Here is a 19,319-nt window from a genome sequence, read left to right as displayed (position 1 = left end):
AGCTTTTTGCAGTAAAATCAGGGATCTCTTTATTAAAAAGAATCCCTATTTAAAATAATCTCAATTTTTAATTATCATCCTTTAAAACACCCATTAAATCTTTCATAGCCGGTAAACCACCCATACTTACGGCAGTTTTCACAGCCCGTACCACGGCTTGACTTACAGCATCTGCTGCCATTATACCTAAAAGAGTAAAATCTACCTTTAAATCTCCATAAGATAGAGCAAAAAGGGTATCACCATCGAATTGAGTATGAATGGGTCTAATAGTCCGAACAAGCCCCTGATGACTAACCTGAGCCAGCTTTTTCGCTTGTGCTTTATTCAACTTAGCATTTGTAAACACAACTCCAATTGTGGTATTGGTAAATTTATAAACTTTCTTATAATTAACCCTAAAAATCTCCTCAGTACTTTCAAAGCCCGACTCATTCCGGACTCCAGCAATAATTTTACCTGTCTCTGGATCAATTACATCTCCCAGAGCATTAACCACTACCAGTGCACTTACTTCTACTTCACCTACTTTTAGATGAGCCATTCCAAGACCGGATTTGGTAGCCCATTCCATACCCTTAATTTTACCTACAGATGCTCCTATTCCAGCGCCAACACAGCCCTCAGCAGAATTATTTTCTACAGCATTTAAACATGCCTGATAACCCATCTCACAATCAGGACGGGCCCGATAATCCCCCAGTCCTAAATCAAAAATTACTGCACCGGGTACAATGGGGACCCGTGTTACACCAACATCAAAACCGATTCCTTTCTCTTCTAAATATTTCATTACCCCATCAGCGGCAGCTAGTCCAAAGGCACTTCCACCTGCAAGGAGAATCGCATGAACCTTTTCTACCATCATGACCGGATTTAAAAGATCAGTCTCCCGTGTCCCGGGAGCTGAACCCCGTACATCTACCCCGGCTACCGCTCCTTTTGGACAGATTATTACTGTACAACCAGTAAATCCTTCCTTATCTTCGGCATGGCCAATTTTAATTTCCTCCATCAAATTTCAACTCCCTTGCCCTTTTAACACCTAGACAGACAAAATATGTAACAATAGCGGCCACAATTGCTTCCGGGATACCATGAATAAAAGCAATAGGTACTACTGCATCAAATGGCATATAACCCTTTAAAAAAATCATACCCAATACCAGTACTGTATTTGTCAAAGAACCTATCACACCTGCTACAGCCATAGCTACATGATCATTAAACCTTTTAAGACTTTGATAGCTAAAATAAGTAATTATTCCAATAAAAAGCCTTGGCAAAACAGATATAGTAGGATCAGCAAAAAAAGGATTTCTGGCCTGAATCCAACTGAAAAGTCCAAAAATAAGTCCAACTAATGTCCCTACTACCGGACCTTCCAATACAGCCCCAATAATCACCGGTAAATGCATAATAGTTGCATTAATTCCGGTAGGTAATGGGATAAAGCCAAACCCCGTCTGGCCTAAGAAAATAGCGATTCCCCCCAAAATACCTGAAATTACCATGTCACGCGTTTTTAGTTTCATTTTCTCCCCTCCCGGTTTATTTCAATAGTTTAATCATCCATATAATCTATAAACCCCAATGGACCTATAGGAACTCCTTTAAAAAAAACAACTCCAAGACATAGGACAATAATTAGATTACAGCCATTAACTCCACGCCTTCCTTAGCAAAAATAGTCTGTATACTTTAGATTTTGCTATGATTGGTTAATTTAACATTAATTTTGTTCCTTTATATTTTAACAAAAAAAATACTGAATATCCATAGCGAATATTCAGTATATATTCTAACCGGTCTAAACTTTAAATTTTTGTACAAGGTTTTCTAATAACTTACTCAAATTTTTAAGAGATTTAGCCAACTGTGTAATCTCATCCATAGCTGCTGCCTGTTCTTCCGTTGAAGCTGAAACTTCTTCAGCAGATGCGGCATTCTCTTGAGCAATACTCGCAATATTCTCTGCCCCTCTATAATCTGAACCATGTTCTCAGAAAGATTTGAGATCATTTCATCTACCTTTTGAATAGCTGAAAGTGTTCGTTCAAATGATTCAATAATCTCACTGAAAATTTCTCCACTCTCATTAACCACCTTTTGTCCAAACCCAATCTGCTTGATTCCTTCCTCCATTGCGGTAGAAGCTTGATTAGAAAAATTCTGAGTGGACTCAACTAGTTCGCGAATTTTACCCGCAGAAACTGATACTTCTTCAGCCAGACTCCTAATCTCTTTAGCAACCACAGCAAAACCGCGACCTTCTTCTCCAGCTCTCGCCGCCTCTATAGCTGCATTTAACGCAAGAAGATTGGTCTGATTAGCAATATTATCAATAATATTAACAAAATTACTGATCTCATCCGCTGCTCTGGTCATGCCACTAATTACTCTATTAGATTCTGCTATACTCTTTTGAATTACACTCATTTGTTCAACAACCCGCTTCATTGATTCAGCACCCTGATTGGCTTTACTTTGGGTAGTTTGAGCTATATCATGTACACTCTTATTTGTTTTTGTCAAACCTTCAATGTAGTGATTTAATTGAACCAGTTTTTCATTCATTTGCTCGATAAAGCGGGATTGATTTTCAGCACCAGCTGCTACCTGCTGAATGCTGCTGGCAACCTGTTCAGAAACCTGATTGGACACCTCGGCTGATTCAAAAATACGTTGACTGGATTCTGCTACAGTTTTAGCATTTTTAAGAATATCCTGAATCAAATTTCGGAGATTTAATGTCATTTCATTAAAGGAACGCGCCAGGATTCCAATCTCATCATTTCCCTTAAGTTGAATTAATTTTTGAAGGTTTCCATCAGCAATAGTCCTGGCAGATTCGGCTAGATGTATAATCCTATTGGTAATCCATAACCTTGTTACAATTGTGAAAACCACTATAACAACCAGTAAAGTTACAGTGCCAATCCATTTAAATTTACTTAATAATCGATCAACATCTGCAAAAGCTTTTTTTTCAGATAGTTGCAGAAGCAAAATTGATTTTAACTCCGGTATATGTTTGGTAAATGTCAAACGGGATTGGCCTGCATAGATATAAGTCCCAAATAAAATTTCATCAGTTTGAAAAAATTTTTCAAAAAAACTATACTGATCAAAATATTCATCATCAACTTCTGTAGATATGTCAGAAGCAAGGACTGCCCCTGTCTGATTTATCATTAACATTGAACCTTCATTAATACTATATTGCCGCATAATTTCAGTAAATTGACCCATGTCAATAAGTAATGAAAAAACCCCTGCTATTTCATCTTTATATGTATATCTAATAGGAATTGCCAATCGGAATTGGTCAGATTTGTTAATTGCCGGTATCCAGATCAATTTATTTTCCTTTTTTGCTCTTTGATACCACAGGGTTTTTCGCATATCATAATCATCTTCATATTCTTTTTCAGGATATACTGTATATGTACCATCTTCAGCTGCTATTTCAAATCTTACAATCCAGGGATATTTATTTCGGACTTCCTCTAAATCCATAGCAATAAAATCACCCATACCCGAAATAAACATACCGATGGTTTCAGACTTACTTAATTCTGTTGCTAAACTCTCCGCTGCTGAAATAAATTCTTCTACTTCAGTAAAAACATTTTCAGCATTTTTCTTATTAATTACCTTAATCTTTTCAGTTAAAATTGTTTTAACCTCTTTTTGAGTAATAAAATACGTCATAGTTAAAGGTATAATAATAAAAACCAACACAATACCTACCAGTTTTGCTCCCAACCTGGAAATGTGCCGCATTTTGTTTTCCCCCTTCTTTAAAAAAACGAACCTATCCTACCGTAATTTTAGTAGGATAAGTTCGCTATTAATTAATTTTACTAAATATTTTCTTCGTAAATGAAAATTCTCCTTCTAAAATCTAATCTCCTATAATATTTTTTTTAATTTTAGTTCCAATTCTTTTTCCTTTTTTAAGATCTATCCTATTTTTTATTCCTCCTCCATAAAGGGATACCTGTAGTCTACTGGGGGAACAAATGTCTCTTTAATGGCACGCGGTGAAACCCAACGTAACAGGTTGAGATAACTTCCGGCTTTATCATTGGTTCCCGAAGCCCGACTTCCACCAAAAGGTTGTTGACCAACAACAGCACCGGTAGGTTTGTCATTAATATAGAAATTACCTGCAGCATTAACCAAAATATCCTCAGCTAAAACAATAGCCTTTCTATCCTGAGCAAAAATACTACCTGTCAAACCATAAGGGGATGTTTGGTCACATATATGAAGGGTCTCCTCATACTTATCAGCATCATAAACATAAACAGTAAGGACTGGACCAAAAATTTCCTCTCTCATTGTCTTAAAATCAGGAGTTTTTGCCAGAATTACTGTAGGTTCGATAAAATATCCTTTAGAATCGTCACAGTTTCCTCCAATTAAAATCTCAGCATCTTCATGAGCTTTAGCATAATCAATATATTCTTTAATACTCTGATAAGCATTTTTATCAATAACCGCATTGACAAAATTAGTAAAGTCCTCAGGACTACCCATTTTCAGTTCACTAATTTGTGCCAAAAGTTCTTCTTTTATTTCTTCCCAACGATTATCCGGAATATAAGCCCGGGAAGCAGCAGAACATTTCTGGCCCTGATATTCAAAAGCACCACGGATTAGAGCGGTAACAACCGGGGCAACCTGGGCAGACTCGTGAACAAAGACAAAATCCTTTCCTCCGGTCTCGCCAACAATCCTGGGGTAGGTATTATACTTTTCAATATTTTCGCCGACTGTTCTCCACATACTCTTAAAGACCTCTGTTGATCCGGTGAAATGAATACCTGCCAATTCTGGACTTGCTAAAACATAATCTCCAACCTTCGAACCAGAACCAGGAATAAAATTAATAACACCTGGTGGCAAACCTGCTTCTTCTAATAGTTTCATTATATAATAGGCTGAATAAATAGCAGAAGAAGCTGGCTTCCAAAGCACTGTATTACCTAACATAGCTGGGGAAGTTGGCAAATTGCCGGCAATAGACGTAAAGTTAAATGGAGTTACGGCAAAGACAAATCCTTCTAAAGGACGGTACTCCATCCGATTCCAAAATCCAACAGGAGAATAGGGTTGATCTTTATAAATTTGAGTTGCATAGTAAGTATTAAAGCGGAAGAAATCAATCAGCTCACATGCTGAATCAATCTCTGCCTGAAAGACATTTTTACTTTGACCCAGCATAGTAGCAGCATTCAATAATGAACGATAAGGCCCAGCTAGAAGTTCAGCAGCTTTTCTAAAGATAGCAATTCTATCTTCCCAGGCCATTCTGGCCCATTCTTTTTTAGCTTCTCTAGCTGCTTCTATGGCCATTTCAATCTCTTTTGGCCCGGCTTTATGATAAACTGCCAGACGGTGTTGATGATCATGGGGCATTCTACATTCACCAAAATCCCCGGTTTTAACTTCCTTTCCGCCGATAATTAGTGGAATTTCAATTTCCCTACTCTTTAATTCTTTTAGCTTAGCCTTAAGCTCTTCTCTCTCTGGACTTCCGGGACGGTAACTTAGCACTGGTTCATTGGCAGGTTTTTCAATTTTATAAATAGCATTACTCATATCATCTAACCTCCTTATAAGAAATTTTTAACCTCTTTAGATGCGAAAAATTGGATAAATGATTAAACTGCAAAAAGCTAATTTTGAAATTTTTTGTTAAACCATCTTAGTAAGATTTCAGTCGAAATAAGGCCTTATCACAGGATGTGATGAGCTAATAAAGGGGCAGGATGACCCATTGATCAGTGTACCTTATTTCGACTGAAATCAAATTTTAGACGGTTCGAAAAATTTCTTTTGAAACGAAAAATTAGCTTTTTGCAGTAAAGTTATAAATTAGATAAAACCATTCACCCCCTTTTTCGTATAAGCCTTATACCACAGATGGCTCAAGGATTAGCTCACCGCGTTCAAAACGACCTAAATCCAGTTCTAAATCCATACTTAACTTTTGACCTGTAATCATCTCTGCCATGAGAATTCCCACCATTGGTGCAATCATAAAACCATGACCGCTAAAACCGATAGCTAAATAAAAGCCAGGAACTTGAGGTGTTTCACATAGAATTGGTTGACGATCGGGTGTAACATTATAAAGCCCGGCCCATTGTCGAACAACTCGTAAATGTTTTAAAGGCGGTAAAAGCCAGGTTACCTTACGGGCCATCTCTTCTAAAAATTGCCAACTAGAGCGGATATTGAAATCCCGTGGTTCATTTGGATCACCAAAACCCATAATGAAACTACCATGAGGATTCTGCTGACAATAAATATTATAAGAAAAAGACATAACCATCGGTCCCTGCATCTTTTCAACAGGTTCAGTTACCAGAATTTGATGTCTTTCTGAATAAACCGGCAAATCCAAACCAACCATCTTGCCAATAACTTGAGAATATCCTCCTGCTGTATTTACCACTTTCTCAGTAGCTATAAATCCCCGATTTGTCTCTACTCCAACGATTCGGCCTTTTTCCTGTCTGATGCCGGTAACTTCAGTACGGAGATAAAATTCCACACCTAAATACCGTGCTGCATCAGCATAGGCCTGGGTGACTAAAAAAGGATTGGCATGCCCATCAGTTGGACAGAAAGCTCCACCTATCAGATTCTCTGTATTTAGATATGGTACAATCTCTTTGGCCTCTTCGGGAGTTACTAAATGGGATGGAATGCCCAGACTGTTCTGAAGTTCAATATTTTTCTTAAATTGATCCATCTCCCGTTCAGAATAAGCTAAAAGAAGATAACCTTCCTGTTTCAGTTCAATATCCCGTTTAGTCTTGAGAATTTCATTCATGTTTTCAAAAATCTTCATACTTTCCTTTGCCAATCGGCAATTCATCTCAGTACCCCACTGTTGACGTACCCCGGCACCACAACGACCTGTTGAACCAGATGCGAGAAAATTTTTTTCTACTACTACAACATCTTTCACACCCAACCTGGCAAGATTATATGCAATAGAACAACCAACAACGCCTCCCCCAATAACTACAACAGATGCTTTATTCTTCATTTTCTTCACCTACCAACTCACCCAGTTTAATTCCTCCTATGGGAGGTCTATTGGTTGGAATCTGTATCTCTTCCAGGGACTTTCCTGTAGCGGCGGCTATTTCACGGGCAATTATCTGACTGCAAGTTTTACCCTGACATGGACCCATTCCGCATCGTGCAATTCTTTTTATCTCATCTAAAGAAGTAAAGCCTTCCTCAATCAATTGTCGGATCTCTGCAAGGGTAACATCTTCACATCTACAAACAATAATTTTACCATTTTCCATCATTTAGACCTCCCCACTTTGATATTGCGAACCTCCATCAAAAATTTTTTGGGGACTGCAACACCAATAATGGCTGTTTTGTCTTGAATCTTTCCATCCCGTACTTCCACTACTTTACCCTTACATACCTCCTGACCTTCCCGGTTTAAAGCAACCACTTCTTCACCAATCTCAGGACGTGGCAATAATTCATAAGGCATTTTTATAAGTCCATACTTTTCATCATAATTTTGATCCAGAACAAATATAGCAAGTCCCGGACAGTTACTAATACAGAGCCCACAACCATTACATTTCTCATAATCAACCTGAGGAATATCATTTATATCTATCAATTTGCTAATAGCTCCACGTTTACAGCTATGGTAACATGGATCACAGGGAATCCTCTGGAAACATTCAATCATTGCCACCGGGCCCCGGGCCAGGCGTTCTTTTGACGGCATCCTGGCTTTCAAATCTTCCACAGTGGGTACTCCGGTAGATTCTAACATCATGCACCCCTCCTTACTTTAGCCAGCCCAGCTCTAATCTTATCACCTACAGGCCCGCTACGTAAGTTCTGTAGATTAGTAACAATCTGTTCACGTCTTTCTTTAAAATCGGCTTCTCCGTAACCCAGACTATAAGCTGCACTTAAGCCGGCTAATTCACCTTCCAACATGGCGGCTGTTGCTTCTTCCACACCTGCACAATCTCCTGCTACATATATACCAGGAACTGATGTCTCTAAGTTTTCATCCCGTAAAGGTACATGTCCACCCAATTCTGGTACAAAAATCATCTCACACTCAGCCTGCCAGAGAATCTCAGTTAATGGACTCAATCCTACCGCTAGACAGATAGTATCCACTTCTAATTCCTGTTCCGTACCCGGAATATGTTGCCATTTATCATCCAATTGGCATATCACAGCCTTTTCAACCCTATTTGTCCCATAGGCTGCCTTTATAGTATGTCTGGTTAAAATAGGAACACCCATACGGCGTACTTTAGAAGCATGTACCAGATATCCACCAATTCGGGGAGCAGCTTCAATAATAGCAGCTACTTCTACACCTGCCTGCATTAATTGATAAGAAACTATAAGTCCGATATTTCCTGCACCAACCATTAAGATCCGTTGAGCTGGTACAATTCCATATACATTCATAAGAGTCTGTACGGCACCTGCACCATAAATTCCAGGCAAATCATTATTAATAAAAGGAAGAAACTTTTCATGAGCTCCTGTAGCCACAATTACTTTCTCTGCTTTAATCTTATGCATCTTTTCATCTTTCAAAACGGTTACTACCCCATCTTCATAAAAACCCAGAGCCCTAGCAGAGACCATTACCTCAACATTATGCAATTTTTTAATTCTATCTTTCAAATCTTCAGCAATCTTAAAACCCCTGGTTCCTGCATGTTCGCGTTTTGAACCAAAGAAACGATGAGTCTGTTTAATCAACTGACCACCAAGAAAATCATCCCGTTCCAAAAGGATAACTTTTGCTCCTCTTGAGCCAGCACTAATTGCTGCTGACAGGCCTGCCGGTCCACCACCAATTACTAAAATCTCAGTAGTTTTCACTTAGATCACCTTTCCCTTTCTGCTCTTCTACTCTCATTCCTTCCCTAACCTTGGTTATACAAATTTTAACATTGGGAATACCATCTACCTTCATTAGACAGGAAGAGCAGTTCCCGATGGCACAGAATAAACCCCGCGGCCGATGAAGTTTCTGGCTTTCACTTAATTTTCGGATACCAGCGGCATGGAGAGCAGCAGCTATTGTCTCTCCCTCATAGCCTTCTACTTCCTGTCCATTAAAGGTAAATGTCACTTTTTTCCCCCTTTTAAATTCAAGTATCGGATGTTTTTCTAATCTCATTTAAAAATAACCCCCCTTCATTTATTGCTACTACCTACTTTCAGGGATTATTACTCCGGATAAAACTTAAATAAGCCAATTCATCCAATTTTCTGTATGTTTTAAATTCTTTTAAGGCACACTAATCAATGGGTCCTTATGACCCTTGATTAACTCATCTACATCCTCATATGAGGCCTTATTTCGACTGAAATCTTACTAAAATAGTTTAACAAAAAATTTCTATAGCACTCAAAATTAGCTTTTTGTAGTTTAATTTATAATAAATATTTCGTCACGATTTTACTCATACCTGCATAAAGTTTAAACTTTTTATAATTTTATTATTATTCAGAAATAAAATTAATAACATAAAAGGCTGTTGACCTGATATATTGCCAACAGCCTTAAGCATCTGGTTTTAATTCTTTTTTTTCCAATTAGCTCCTTTAAGATATTTTTCCGGATCAACTACTCGATTTTTATATCTAACTTCAAAATGAAGATGGGGTTCAAATGAATGCCCGGTATTACCTACATAGCCAATCAGATCACCCTCTTTAACTATCTGACCATACTGAACACAAATTTTATTTAAATGACCATATACAGTGCTAAAACCATTTTGATGTTCAATCTTAACCATATTTCCATAAATTTTATAAGGCCAGGCAGTGACCACTTTTCCATTACCGGCTGCATAAACAGGAGTACCCCACTCTTTTACAAAATCTATCCCGGGATGAAAAATTCCAAACGGTTTAATATCATTCTTTTTAATGTTGGTCAACGGTAATTTAAATTTTGGTCCTTTAGGATCATTATAATTTCGCTGTGGGAAAATTCGAAAAATGACAAGAATAATCATTATAAAAGAAAGGTGGGACTCAATCTCATCGACCATCACCCGGGCCAACGGTAGCAAAGCCAAAAGATAAGGCACAACTACTATTGTCAACAGATAACTGATAAAATAAAGTAAGAAAGTCCTTATAAACCCCTTTAACAGTATAAACCGTTTAAGATAAAACTTATAAATATGCATAACAACTGCTATAATCAATGCCAATACTCCCAGTATTATTTCCCATTTAATAAAGATAGGAAAAGCTAGACGCCAGTCTAAACCAATTTTAAATTTTTGAACCACTGTAATAGTTACCAGAGCCAACACCAAATAACTGCTAAAAAATATCCACCAACCCAGTACCGTTACTCCTATCTCTTTATATCTCTGTTCCATTTTTCTCACTCCTTATCTTTAAACCTAATAATAATCAATTCCATCATTAATAATGAATTTCCTTCAACATCAAATAAAAAAAGGAACTACCACCCAGGCTGTTGAAAAAGGGGAAGTGCACATAACTTGTTCCCACAGAGGAATAGAAAAACTAAATATAATTTCTTCCGCTACTGGACGCTCCGCCATCTTGGCTTTAAGCCTTGACTTATACGCTTCAGAAATTATATTTAGTTTTTCCGGCAGTGCACGGGCAAGTCTCTAAAAAAGAAGGGTTTGTTAACAACCTCACCTATTTTTATAACTTTTTCGGAAATATGTATTTATATCAGGTTCACTAAGGTTAAAATTTTTATAGACCACCTTAATATTAAATCCTTGCTGAATTAATAGTTTTCAATTTCAATTCCAAGATCGCTATTCTTCGTTCTTCTGAAATCAGGATGCCCCAGAAGTTAATCAATATATAAAAAACTTTTTTCATGTATAAATTTTCTCTTTCTGGACACTATAATAAACGTGAGGTTCACAGTGGTCGAGAGCAGACTGATACGGGATCGTATTAAATAGTTCCGTATCAGTCGACCGGCGGTTCATATGAACTCATTTCTAGGTTCATATGGGCCAAAGGGCTGATCTGTATCGGTTCCCAGGGCTTTATCAGTGTCGGAAGATACTGATGGGGTCGTCAAGAATCGATATGGGTCGACCTAAGATGATGATCGATCAAGCAGGGATTTATTATGGTCGAAAGATCATAATAAATTCTGGGTGAATTCAACCTTATTTGATTGTCTTCTATAATCGATCATCATCGAGCTAAGGTTATTGTAGGGTCAAAACGGATCCAAGGTAAGTCGAAAGATTGCTGTGGGTTTCTTAAACTCTTCAATAACCGAAGCATAGATCACTGTGGACCTCTTTTTTCGTACCAGTAAGGCACTTTTGTCTAAACAATAAAGAAGGTCCTTTATCTTAAAAAAAGAGATAAAGGACCTTCCTGATTATTATCTATCTTTACCCATTTCGCTTCTTAAAAAAGTTTAAAGCGGGCTCAGGGAAGAGAATATATGAAAGCACATCTTCTTCACTACGGGCTAGATCTTTAATTTCTTCTGCTTTCTTCTCATATATAGGTGAGAGTAAATCTGCTGGTCTACAGGTAATTGGTTCCTCATCACCAATAATCTGTTTACGAAACTCTTCAGAGATTGGCCCAGGGGATTTACCATACAATCCTTTTACATAATCTTTGATCTCTTTGGACTTAACTTGATAACGCTTGCCAGTAATGACATTGAAAACTGCCTGGGTACCAACTATCTGACTCATTGGTGTTACAAGAGGCGGATAGCCCAGTTCCTCCCTAATTCGAGGTACCTCTTTTAAAACCTCTTCATATTTGTCCAGCATCTTTTGCTGTCGAAGAGCATTCCTTAAATTAGAAAGCATTCCACCAGGAATTTGATAAACCAATACCTCTGGATCGATACCACTAACAGCTACAAATTCTTCTCTTTTCTTCTTAACATCTTTAAAATGCCGATTTAGCATAGATACTTTTTCCAGATCAATCCCTGTATCATATTCCGTTTCCGCCAAAATTGCTACCATAGTCTCAGTGGCAGGTTGTGATGTTGAAAGAGCAAAACTGGAGAAAGCTGTATCGATTATATCCACTCCTGCCTCTATAGCCTTCATATAAGTTACAGCAGCTAATCCGCTGGTATAATGGCAGTGGAGTTGGAGTGGCAAATCAATCTCTTTTTTAATCCGGCTAACCAGTTCATATGCTACCTGGGGAGTTAAAAGTCCAGCCATATCTTTAATACAGATAGAATCAACTCCCATATCTTTTAACTTATGGGCCAGCTCTAAATACATAGAAATATCATGTACAGGACTGGTTGTATATACTATACAACCCTGAGCATGTGCTCCTGCTTCTTTGGTTGCTCGAATTGCGACCTCCAGATTACGCACATCATTTAAAGCATCAAAGATTCGGATAATATCAATTCCGTTTTCTACAGATTTCTTAACAAAACGTTCCACCACATCATCAGGATAATGACGGTATCCTAAAAGATTTTGTCCCCTCAAAAGCATTTGTAATGGTGTTTTTTTGATTACTTTCTTTAAAGAACGAAGCCGTTCCCAGGGATCTTCATTTAAAAATCTAAGACAGCTATCAAAGGTAGCCCCTCCCCAGACTTCCAGAGAAGCATAACCAACTTCATCCAGTTCTGCTGCAACAGGAAGCATATCTTCAGTTCTCATCCTGGTTGCCATCAAAGATTGATGACCGTCTCTAAGAACTGTTTCTGTAATTTTCACCTGTTTAGCCAACTTAAATCACCCCTATGTACAATTTTAACCCAACAGTGCCAATAAACTACCTGCAGCAATAGCCGAACCAATTACTCCTGCTACATTAGGACCCATAGCATGCATTAAAAGGAAATTGCCAGGATTGGCTTTTTGGCCTTCTTTCTGCACAACCCGTGCAGCCATTGGTACAGCAGAAACACCCGCTGCTCCAATAAGAGGATTGATCTTTCCTTTTGTTAAAACTTTCATCAGTTTTCCAAACAAAACACCACAAGCAGTTCCAACAGCAAAAGCAACAAGACCTAATATAATTATTTTTATTGTATTTAAACTTAAAAATGTTTCTGCCGAAGCAGTAGCACCAACAGTTAAACCCAGGAAAATAGTAATAATATTAATCAATTCATTTTGAGCAGTTTTTGCTAACCTGTCTACAACCCCACTCTCACGCAAAAGATTACCGAACATCAGTGAACCTAATAGTGCTCCTGAAGATGGTAAAAGGAAAATCCCAACAACAGCAATCATAATTGCAAAGACAATCTTTTCTTTTCGACTTACCGGGCGAAGCTGTTCCATCTTAATCTTTCTCTCTTCTTCAGTGGTTAAAAGACGCATAATTGGAGGTTGAATAATCGGTACCAGTGCCATATACGAATATGCAGCCACCGCAATCTGTGCCAAAAGATGAGGAGCTAATTTGGATGTTAAAAAGATGGCAGTTGGACCATCAGCCCCTCCTATAATTCCGATAGATGCAGCTTCAGGTAAGGAAAAACCTAAAAAAACTGCACCTAAAAATGTTATAAAGATTCCCACCTGAGCAGCAGCCCCAAGAAGGATGCTACGCGGATTTGCAATCAAGGGACCAAAATCCGTCAAAGCACCTACTCCCATGAAAATCAATGGTGGATAAATCCCTGTCTTAACACCTTGATACAGATAGTATAATAGACCACCTGGTTCCATTAAATGGGTCAATGGAATGTTAGCTAATAACATTCCAAAACCAATAGGAATCAATAACAAAGGCTCATACTGTTTTTTAATTGCCAGATAAATCAAAATAATAGCAATCAAAATCATAATTAATTGTTTTAAACTTACAGTTACAAATCCGGTACTATATAACAGTGAGATTAACTTTTCTGCTAACATATTCTCACCCATTTCTTATTCTTTATTAATGATAATTAAAGTTTCTCCTATTTCAACAGTAGCGCCTTCAGTTATTAAAATTTCAGCCACCGTACCATCACAAGGCGCGGTAATCTCATTTTCCAGCTTTAACGCCTCAAGGGTCATTAGTAAATCACCAGTTTTAACTTTAGATCCAACCTGAACATTAATTTTTAAGATTGTCCCACCAAGCGGAGCTTTGACCTCTTCACCACTAACCGGCGCAGTTTTTGTCTCCACATGACTTTCAGGTTTGCTTTCGGAAACCGATTCTTTATCTGCAGCTGTATTCTTTTCCTCCTCTTCTAAAAGGCGAATTTGAACAACAAATTCTTCATCATCAACTTTTACCAGATATTTTTTCATTTTAAACTCTCCTTTCTATTTATACGTGAAATTTTAATTTCAACAATCCGGTCCCCAAATTCTTCCTGAAATGCTGTCATGATTGCAGCTATTTTCTTTCTTTCAAGTAAGGCAGATTGATCATCTTTCATATCAATCCGTTGAAAATAGCTGCCCATGATTTGTATCAAGAAGCTAAAAACTAATAAACTGGCAAATACAATACCGATACTTATAATTGATATCTGTAGTGCTTCATTAAAATGGGCCATTCTCAATCCTCCTTCTAATAATTTTATAAATTTAGCTAGTCCACTAAGCATTATTCGTCAACAACTATGCATTTTCCTTTTATAGCAACAATAAATTTAATTATTATTATGAATTTTCTTTTGGTTAACTGAAAAGGAATATTGAAAAGAATGTAGAATTTAGAAAGTGTATATTACCGAAAGGAGGATAAAATATGGGGAATTTTGGCTTGTCTGCAAAAGTTGATGTAATTGCTCCCTCTGCTTCTTTGCAGGTTGCACAAAGGGCGTTAGAATTGAAAAGGCTTGGAAAAGATATTATTAACTTAAGTATTGGAGAACCAGATTTTAACGTACCTGTTCCTATCAAAGAAGGTCTATACCAGGCTTTAGAAAACAACTATACCCACTATACTGAAAGCCAGGGTGTTCTGGATTTAAGAAAAGAACTGGCCAAAGAACTCGGTCATGATATTGAAGCAGATCAGATCATATTATGTTCTGGATGTAAATTAGGAATTTATCTGGCCCTGGAAACAATTTTAAATCCAGGTGATGAGGTTATCTTACTGGAACCTGCCTGGGTTAGCTATAAACACATGATAACCATTGCCCACGGCAAAAGTGTCTCTGTTAAAACAAATGAAAAAAATAATTTCATTCCTACTATAGAAGATATTAAAAAAGCAATTACCGATAAAACTAAAGCTATTATTATCAACAACCCAAATAACCCAAGTGGACAATTGATGCCCAAAGAAATCCTGGATGAGATTGTCCAGCTGGCAAAAGAAAAAAATTTATTTATCATCTCAGATGAGATTTATAGTGATATCGTCTATGAGAAAGAAAGTTTTTATTCAATGTTAAATTATGATTATGAAAAGATCATCATCACTTCAGGTTTTTCAAAAAATTTTGCTATGACAGGTCTTCGACTGGGATATATTGTGGCAAAAAAAGAAATTGCTAAAGCAATTAATAAGCTTCATCAACATATCGGCACCTGCGCACCCAGTATTGCCCAATATGGTATAATGGGTAAAATTTCAGATGTATTGAAAAATGATGTTGAAGATATGAGAAAAACCTATGAAAAGAGAAGACAAATATTAATCGATGGATTAAAAGAAACTATCTTCCCCTATATCATTCCACAGGCAACATTCTACATGCTCTTAAATATCTCCAAATTAAATATGAAATCTTTGGAAGCATCCAAATATATCCTGGAAGAATGCGGGGTTGCCACAGTACCTGGAATTGCCTTTGGTGAAAGTATTGATGATTATGTAAGAATCAGTTTTGCTACCAGTGATGAAATGCTTCTAAAAGCAATCCAACGTTTTAAAAATATAAACATTTAATTAATAATTAATCTTACTGCAAAAAGCTAATTTTTCGCTTCATAAAGAAATTTTTCGAACCATCTAAAGTTCGATTTCAGTCGAAATAAGGCACATTAATCAATGAGTCATCCTGAACCTTGATTAGTTCATCACCTCCTGTGATGAGACCTTATTTCGACTGAAATTTCACTAAGATGGTTGAACGAAAAATTTCTATGGCGCTTAAAATTAGCTTTTTGCAGTTTAACCATAATTTTAGTTTTTATGATTAGCTCATCACCTCCTGTGACGAAATTCAATTTCACTAAAATAGTTTATGGTGCCCAATATTAGCATTTTGCAATTTAATCATTTTAAATATAAAAAATACCCTCATTTCTTCGATTCGAGGGTATTTTTCTTTGCTACACTCCACAAAATCACATATGTAATTTTCATCTACACCTCAAAAAAGTGACATCTGTTCTCTTTCCTCTTTTAGTCTTTTTACTACTTCAATCTTTCCCTTAATTAAAAGTTCTTCTTCTGGAGAGTGAGCTTTATAATTTTTCCAGGTAATCTGTTTATTCACATTAGCATAACAATAGATGCAACCATGAGGACAGGTATCATAAACTCCCAGATCCACACATTTTGCACAGCCGCACCCTTCTCTGGTTGGATAGGTGTGAAACTTTTTATTCAGATTAAAGAGCTGACTCAAATGTTCCCCATCTATGCACCGACCTTTTTTCACCATATCACTGATCAAAAAATCATTGCAGCAGCTATAAAGCTGAATTCCATATCGCCGGCCTAAAGAAGCTAATTCATCAGCTAGCTGGCGCCAGAGCTTCAAATCAGGTTCCATTAGTTGAATCCCTTTTTTCTTTAACTTCTTAAAATTACGCTTGACTTTATCATAAATGGTAGCAAAACTGAAATAACATCTATGAGTGTATCCCTCCAATCTAGAAGCAATCTGAAGAAATTTTTTCCTGTAAAATTCAGGTGGAGTAATATTAGTGAGAACAATCGGATCAAATCGCCATTCTACCTGTTTTGATGAAGTCCTCTTCGCTAGTTCCTTAAAGGATGGTATAGTCTTTTCAATCGGAGGAACTCTTTCTTCAAAAATACCACTAAGTCCAGTAATGGTATAGTGAAAATAAAGATTATATCTGGACTTTAATTCATCAAGATATGGAAGTAACGGCTGATAATCCTTGGAAATAAAAACCAGCACATCAACATCTTTCGGTTTTAATGAGATTTCATAGCCCTTGAAATTAAATGGATTATAGTAAACCGCTTTATTTGCCCGAACCCTATTCATAAACCACGGCATATAAAAAGCAACTATATCAGTACGCCGACTGACGGAAATAATCATTTAAATCACCTTTTTTCTTTTTATTTTACCGTAATTTTTGAGTAAAAGCCAGATAATAAAAAAATCAGTGATTGAAAATTCAACTACTGATGTCATCACCTACTTTTAAACTTAAGCCTATAACTGTTTAAATTCTTCAACTCTTGTCATTTTCATTGTAACAAGTATAATCGCCAAACCACCAAATATAATCAGGAAATGAGCAGGGAAAATCCTCAAAAAGAAGCCTGAAATAAAATATGCAAAAGAAATCAAACCCTGGGTAAAGTGCTGAGAATTGCAAAAAATCGTCCTCTAATCCCGTCATGTACCTTCCTCTGAAAAAGAGTTATAATAGGTACATTAATCATAACATTTATTATACCCATAATAAACATAAGTCCGGTAATAATTAGATATGAAGAGGAAATCAAAATCATATTCATTACATCAGGTATTACGGCAATTCCAATTAGTGTTAAAACAACCCCATGTAAAGTCAATCCAATTATTGTTAACCGATAGAATTTTTTAATCTCTAGTAAAAAGGTTATTACCAGCGAACCCAAAATGGCCCCAGCTAGAAAAAACCTTCCACCATACCAAATCGCAACTCTTCAAGTCCCATTATTTCTTTAACAATATAAGGTAAGACAACTCCCAGCGCCCCGACAAAAAAGAAATTTAAAGCAATAGATGCTGCACAGATTGCAAATAAAAGACGATCATAAACAATATACTTAATTCCCTCTATTAAATCTTTAAAGAATATGTTGCCATCTTTGCGTGATTACTTATTTTTATCAACCAACACAGACATTTGAATATAAATTTCCAAAATTGCAGATAGTAAAAAGGATATTCCATTCAGAAAAAATATACCTGCTACACCATAAAATCCAAGTAACAACCCACCTAACGCTGCCCCTAAAATACCAGTTAAATTACGACTCAAATTTTCCAATGAATTCGCTTTACTCAAATTTTCATCATCCACCAGATTAGAAATTAATGCTGAAATTGCTGGGTTAAAGATGGTGCTACATATTGACATTAGAAAAGTACCAATTAATAAGTTCAAATACAAAAGCCTATCTAGTAATAACAGTTGGGTCAAAACTAGAATAATAATTCCTCTGACAAAATCCATTATGATAATTAACTTTTTCCGATTCACCCTATCAACTAAAACTCCACTAAAGGGTCCAAAGATGACACCTGGTAAAGTGGCAAACATCATAAGTATACCAAGGGCCAACCCAGAATCAAATAAATCCAGCACATACCAGCTTAAACCGACATAGTAAATAGCATCTCACAACCGGGATACCAGACCTCCAAGATACAGTAAAAGAAAATTTCGATTTTTGAAAATCGTAAAGTGTTTCACTTTTTTTTCACTACTACTTTCACTTTCCTACCCTTTTCTCAGTTTACGGATATTTATATATATAATTTGTTATAATAAAAAATTATCCTTTAAAATATAATTTTACTATAAAAAGTTAATTTTTCGTTTCAAAAGAAATTTTTAGAACCATCTAAAGTTCAATTTCAGTCGAAATAAATCTCACTAAATATGGTTCAACGAAAAATTTCTCAAAAAGCGAAAAATTAGCTTTTTGCAGTTTAACCATAAAATAAAAAAAGCCCCTTTCCATTTAACTGGATTGGGGATTATCCAGGTAATATTGAAAAATCATATAACAAATGTTATCTATCTCATAGTAATAGCCTGGCCTGGACAGAAGTTTAGACATTTACCACATCCGATACATTTTTCAGGATCAACTTTTGCTGGCCCAGTACTAAAGATACTATTCTTTTCCTGTGTAATAGCTTGTACTGGACAAACTCGCTTAGCAGGACAAAAAGGTGACCTATCACATTTTTTGGGGTCAATATATGCTTTTTTCATTTTGTAGTCCCTCCATTGTTTATTTTCTATTTTCTATACCCTGGTGAGGTATTTTTATTTTAACAGAATGAAAGTTATATGTCAATATCCATATATTAAGATTTTACGATATATTTAAATAAAAATTTTTTTACATTTTACCTATTTAAAATTAATCTC

19 protein-coding genes are annotated in these 19,319 nt (G+C 36.5%); 1 reads left to right on the top strand and 18 read right to left on the bottom strand.

Going from position 1 to position 19,319, the window contains the following annotated elements; all coding sequences use genetic code 11:
• Nucleotides 1–67: 67 nt before the first annotated feature.
• The 14 genes from BBF96_RS03205 to BBF96_RS03140 form a co-directional block, all read right to left on the bottom strand.
• A complete protein-coding gene (locus tag BBF96_RS03205; protein WP_127015807.1) occupies nucleotides 68–1,015 on the bottom strand; it encodes a P1 family peptidase in 948 nt (315 codons plus the stop codon).
• The gene (locus tag BBF96_RS03200) at nucleotides 1,002–1,535 is read right to left on the bottom strand and encodes an ECF transporter S component (RefSeq protein WP_127015806.1); all 534 of its coding nucleotides are present in this window, start codon (nucleotides 1,533–1,535) and stop codon (nucleotides 1,002–1,004) included. The genes BBF96_RS03205 and BBF96_RS03200 overlap by 14 nt, the downstream gene beginning before the upstream one ends.
• Before the next feature lie 316 nt (nucleotides 1,536–1,851).
• Complete coding sequence (locus BBF96_RS03195) at nucleotides 1,852–3,786, bottom strand: methyl-accepting chemotaxis protein (RefSeq protein WP_127015805.1); 1,935 nt, start codon at nucleotides 3,784–3,786, stop codon at nucleotides 1,852–1,854.
• A gap of 192 nt (nucleotides 3,787–3,978) precedes the next feature.
• Nucleotides 3,979–5,610: an L-glutamate gamma-semialdehyde dehydrogenase gene (gene pruA / locus BBF96_RS03190; protein ID WP_127015804.1), complete on the bottom strand. Its 1,632-nt coding sequence runs from the start codon at nucleotides 5,608–5,610 to the stop codon at nucleotides 3,979–3,981.
• 313 nt (nucleotides 5,611–5,923) lie between these two features.
• Entirely contained in the window at nucleotides 5,924–7,069 is a 1,146-nt protein-coding gene (locus BBF96_RS03185; RefSeq protein ID WP_127015803.1) for an NAD(P)/FAD-dependent oxidoreductase, read from the bottom strand.
• Nucleotides 7,059–7,337, bottom strand: a complete 279-nt coding sequence (locus BBF96_RS03180) for a (2Fe-2S)-binding protein (RefSeq protein WP_127015802.1) — start codon at nucleotides 7,335–7,337, stop codon at nucleotides 7,059–7,061. The genes BBF96_RS03185 and BBF96_RS03180 overlap by 11 nt, the downstream gene beginning before the upstream one ends.
• A complete protein-coding gene (locus BBF96_RS03175) occupies nucleotides 7,337–7,831 on the bottom strand; it encodes a 4Fe-4S binding protein (protein WP_127015801.1) in 495 nt (164 codons plus the stop codon). The genes BBF96_RS03180 and BBF96_RS03175 overlap by 1 nt, the downstream gene beginning before the upstream one ends.
• Entirely contained in the window at nucleotides 7,831–8,913 is a 1,083-nt protein-coding gene (locus BBF96_RS03170; protein WP_127015800.1) for an NAD(P)/FAD-dependent oxidoreductase, read from the bottom strand. Before BBF96_RS03170 ends, BBF96_RS03175 begins: the two co-directional genes overlap by 1 nt.
• Nucleotides 8,900–9,214, bottom strand: a complete 315-nt coding sequence (locus BBF96_RS03165) for a (2Fe-2S)-binding protein (RefSeq protein WP_127015799.1) — start codon at nucleotides 9,212–9,214, stop codon at nucleotides 8,900–8,902. The genes BBF96_RS03170 and BBF96_RS03165 overlap by 14 nt, the downstream gene beginning before the upstream one ends.
• A gap of 400 nt (nucleotides 9,215–9,614) precedes the next feature.
• Nucleotides 9,615–10,436 carry a M23 family metallopeptidase gene (locus BBF96_RS03160; protein WP_127015798.1) on the bottom strand — a complete coding sequence of 274 codons (822 nt, stop codon included), beginning with the start codon at nucleotides 10,434–10,436 and terminating at the stop codon, nucleotides 9,615–9,617.
• Between the two features lie 1,017 nt (nucleotides 10,437–11,453).
• Nucleotides 11,454–12,785 carry an oxaloacetate decarboxylase subunit alpha gene (locus BBF96_RS03155; protein WP_127015797.1) on the bottom strand — a complete coding sequence of 444 codons (1,332 nt, stop codon included), beginning with the start codon at nucleotides 12,783–12,785 and terminating at the stop codon, nucleotides 11,454–11,456.
• Nucleotides 12,786–12,809: 24 nt separating this feature from the next.
• Nucleotides 12,810–13,925, bottom strand: coding sequence for a sodium ion-translocating decarboxylase subunit beta (locus BBF96_RS03150; RefSeq protein WP_127018167.1), 1,116 nt, complete (start codon nucleotides 13,923–13,925; stop codon nucleotides 12,810–12,812).
• Between the two features lie 15 nt (nucleotides 13,926–13,940).
• Nucleotides 13,941–14,312: a biotin/lipoyl-containing protein gene (locus BBF96_RS03145; RefSeq protein WP_127015796.1), complete on the bottom strand. Its 372-nt coding sequence runs from the start codon at nucleotides 14,310–14,312 to the stop codon at nucleotides 13,941–13,943.
• Nucleotides 14,309–14,563: an OadG family protein gene (locus tag BBF96_RS03140; RefSeq protein ID WP_164730873.1), complete on the bottom strand. Its 255-nt coding sequence runs from the start codon at nucleotides 14,561–14,563 to the stop codon at nucleotides 14,309–14,311. The genes BBF96_RS03145 and BBF96_RS03140 overlap by 4 nt, the downstream gene beginning before the upstream one ends.
• A 194-nt stretch (nucleotides 14,564–14,757) precedes the next feature.
• Between BBF96_RS03140 and BBF96_RS03135 the strand changes: the two genes are divergently transcribed.
• The gene (locus BBF96_RS03135) at nucleotides 14,758–15,909 is read left to right on the top strand and encodes a pyridoxal phosphate-dependent aminotransferase (RefSeq protein ID WP_127015794.1); all 1,152 of its coding nucleotides are present in this window, start codon (nucleotides 14,758–14,760) and stop codon (nucleotides 15,907–15,909) included.
• Nucleotides 15,910–16,336: 427 nt separating this feature from the next.
• Here the strand turns inward: BBF96_RS03135 and BBF96_RS03130 are convergent, their stop codons facing one another.
• The 4 genes from BBF96_RS03130 to BBF96_RS03115 all read right to left on the bottom strand — a co-directional run bounded on the left by BBF96_RS03130 (nucleotide 16,337) and on the right by BBF96_RS03115 (nucleotide 19,160).
• A complete protein-coding gene (locus BBF96_RS03130; protein ID WP_127015793.1) occupies nucleotides 16,337–17,263 on the bottom strand; it encodes a DUF1848 domain-containing protein in 927 nt (308 codons plus the stop codon).
• A 251-nt stretch (nucleotides 17,264–17,514) separates the two neighbouring features.
• Nucleotides 17,515–17,811: an MFS transporter gene (locus BBF96_RS03125; RefSeq protein WP_127015792.1), complete on the bottom strand. Its 297-nt coding sequence runs from the start codon at nucleotides 17,809–17,811 to the stop codon at nucleotides 17,515–17,517.
• Between the two features lie 221 nt (nucleotides 17,812–18,032).
• Nucleotides 18,033–18,551, bottom strand: coding sequence for an MFS transporter (locus tag BBF96_RS03120; protein ID WP_127015791.1), 519 nt, complete (start codon nucleotides 18,549–18,551; stop codon nucleotides 18,033–18,035).
• Nucleotides 18,552–18,959: 408 nt separating this feature from the next.
• Nucleotides 18,960–19,160, bottom strand: coding sequence for an ATP-binding protein (locus tag BBF96_RS03115; protein WP_127015790.1), 201 nt, complete (start codon nucleotides 19,158–19,160; stop codon nucleotides 18,960–18,962).
• Nucleotides 19,161–19,319: the final 159 nt, after the last annotated feature.

It is taken from the genome of Anoxybacter fermentans, assembly GCF_003991135.1.
Classification (GTDB): Bacteria; Bacillota; Halanaerobiia; order DY22613; family DY22613; genus Anoxybacter; species Anoxybacter fermentans.
The sequence above is the reverse complement of the archived record's forward strand: the minus strand, read 5'-3'. Positions and strand labels throughout refer to the sequence as shown.

Excerpts from the sequence above, each read along its gene's own strand:
- BBF96_RS03205 (WP_127015807.1), bottom strand. The coding sequence starts at position 1,015 with ATGGAGGAAATTAAAATTGGCCATGCCGAAGATAAGGAAGGATTTACT.
- BBF96_RS03200 (WP_127015806.1), bottom strand. The coding sequence starts at position 1,535 with ATGAAACTAAAAACGCGTGACATGGTAATTTCAGGTATTTTGGGGGGA.
- BBF96_RS03195 (WP_127015805.1), bottom strand. The coding sequence starts at position 3,786 with ATGCGGCACATTTCCAGGTTGGGAGCAAAACTGGTAGGTATTGTGTTG.
- pruA (WP_127015804.1), bottom strand. The coding sequence starts at position 5,610 with ATGAGTAATGCTATTTATAAAATTGAAAAACCTGCCAATGAACCAGTG.
- BBF96_RS03185 (WP_127015803.1), bottom strand. The coding sequence starts at position 7,069 with ATGAAGAATAAAGCATCTGTTGTAGTTATTGGGGGAGGCGTTGTTGGT.
- BBF96_RS03180 (WP_127015802.1), bottom strand. The coding sequence starts at position 7,337 with ATGGAAAATGGTAAAATTATTGTTTGTAGATGTGAAGATGTTACCCTT.
- BBF96_RS03175 (WP_127015801.1), bottom strand. The coding sequence starts at position 7,831 with ATGTTAGAATCTACCGGAGTACCCACTGTGGAAGATTTGAAAGCCAGG.
- BBF96_RS03165 (WP_127015799.1), bottom strand. The coding sequence starts at position 9,214 with ATGAGATTAGAAAAACATCCGATACTTGAATTTAAAAGGGGGAAAAAA.
- BBF96_RS03160 (WP_127015798.1), bottom strand. The coding sequence starts at position 10,436 with ATGGAACAGAGATATAAAGAGATAGGAGTAACGGTACTGGGTTGGTGG.
- BBF96_RS03150 (WP_127018167.1), bottom strand. The coding sequence starts at position 13,925 with ATGTTAGCAGAAAAGTTAATCTCACTGTTATATAGTACCGGATTTGTA.
- BBF96_RS03145 (WP_127015796.1), bottom strand. The coding sequence starts at position 14,312 with ATGAAAAAATATCTGGTAAAAGTTGATGATGAAGAATTTGTTGTTCAA.
- BBF96_RS03140 (WP_164730873.1), bottom strand. The coding sequence starts at position 14,563 with ATGGCCCATTTTAATGAAGCACTACAGATATCAATTATAAGTATCGGT.
- BBF96_RS03135 (WP_127015794.1), top strand. The coding sequence starts at position 14,758 with ATGGGGAATTTTGGCTTGTCTGCAAAAGTTGATGTAATTGCTCCCTCT.
- BBF96_RS03130 (WP_127015793.1), bottom strand. The coding sequence starts at position 17,263 with ATGATTATTTCCGTCAGTCGGCGTACTGATATAGTTGCTTTTTATATG.
- BBF96_RS03115 (WP_127015790.1), bottom strand. The coding sequence starts at position 19,160 with ATGAAAAAAGCATATATTGACCCCAAAAAATGTGATAGGTCACCTTTT.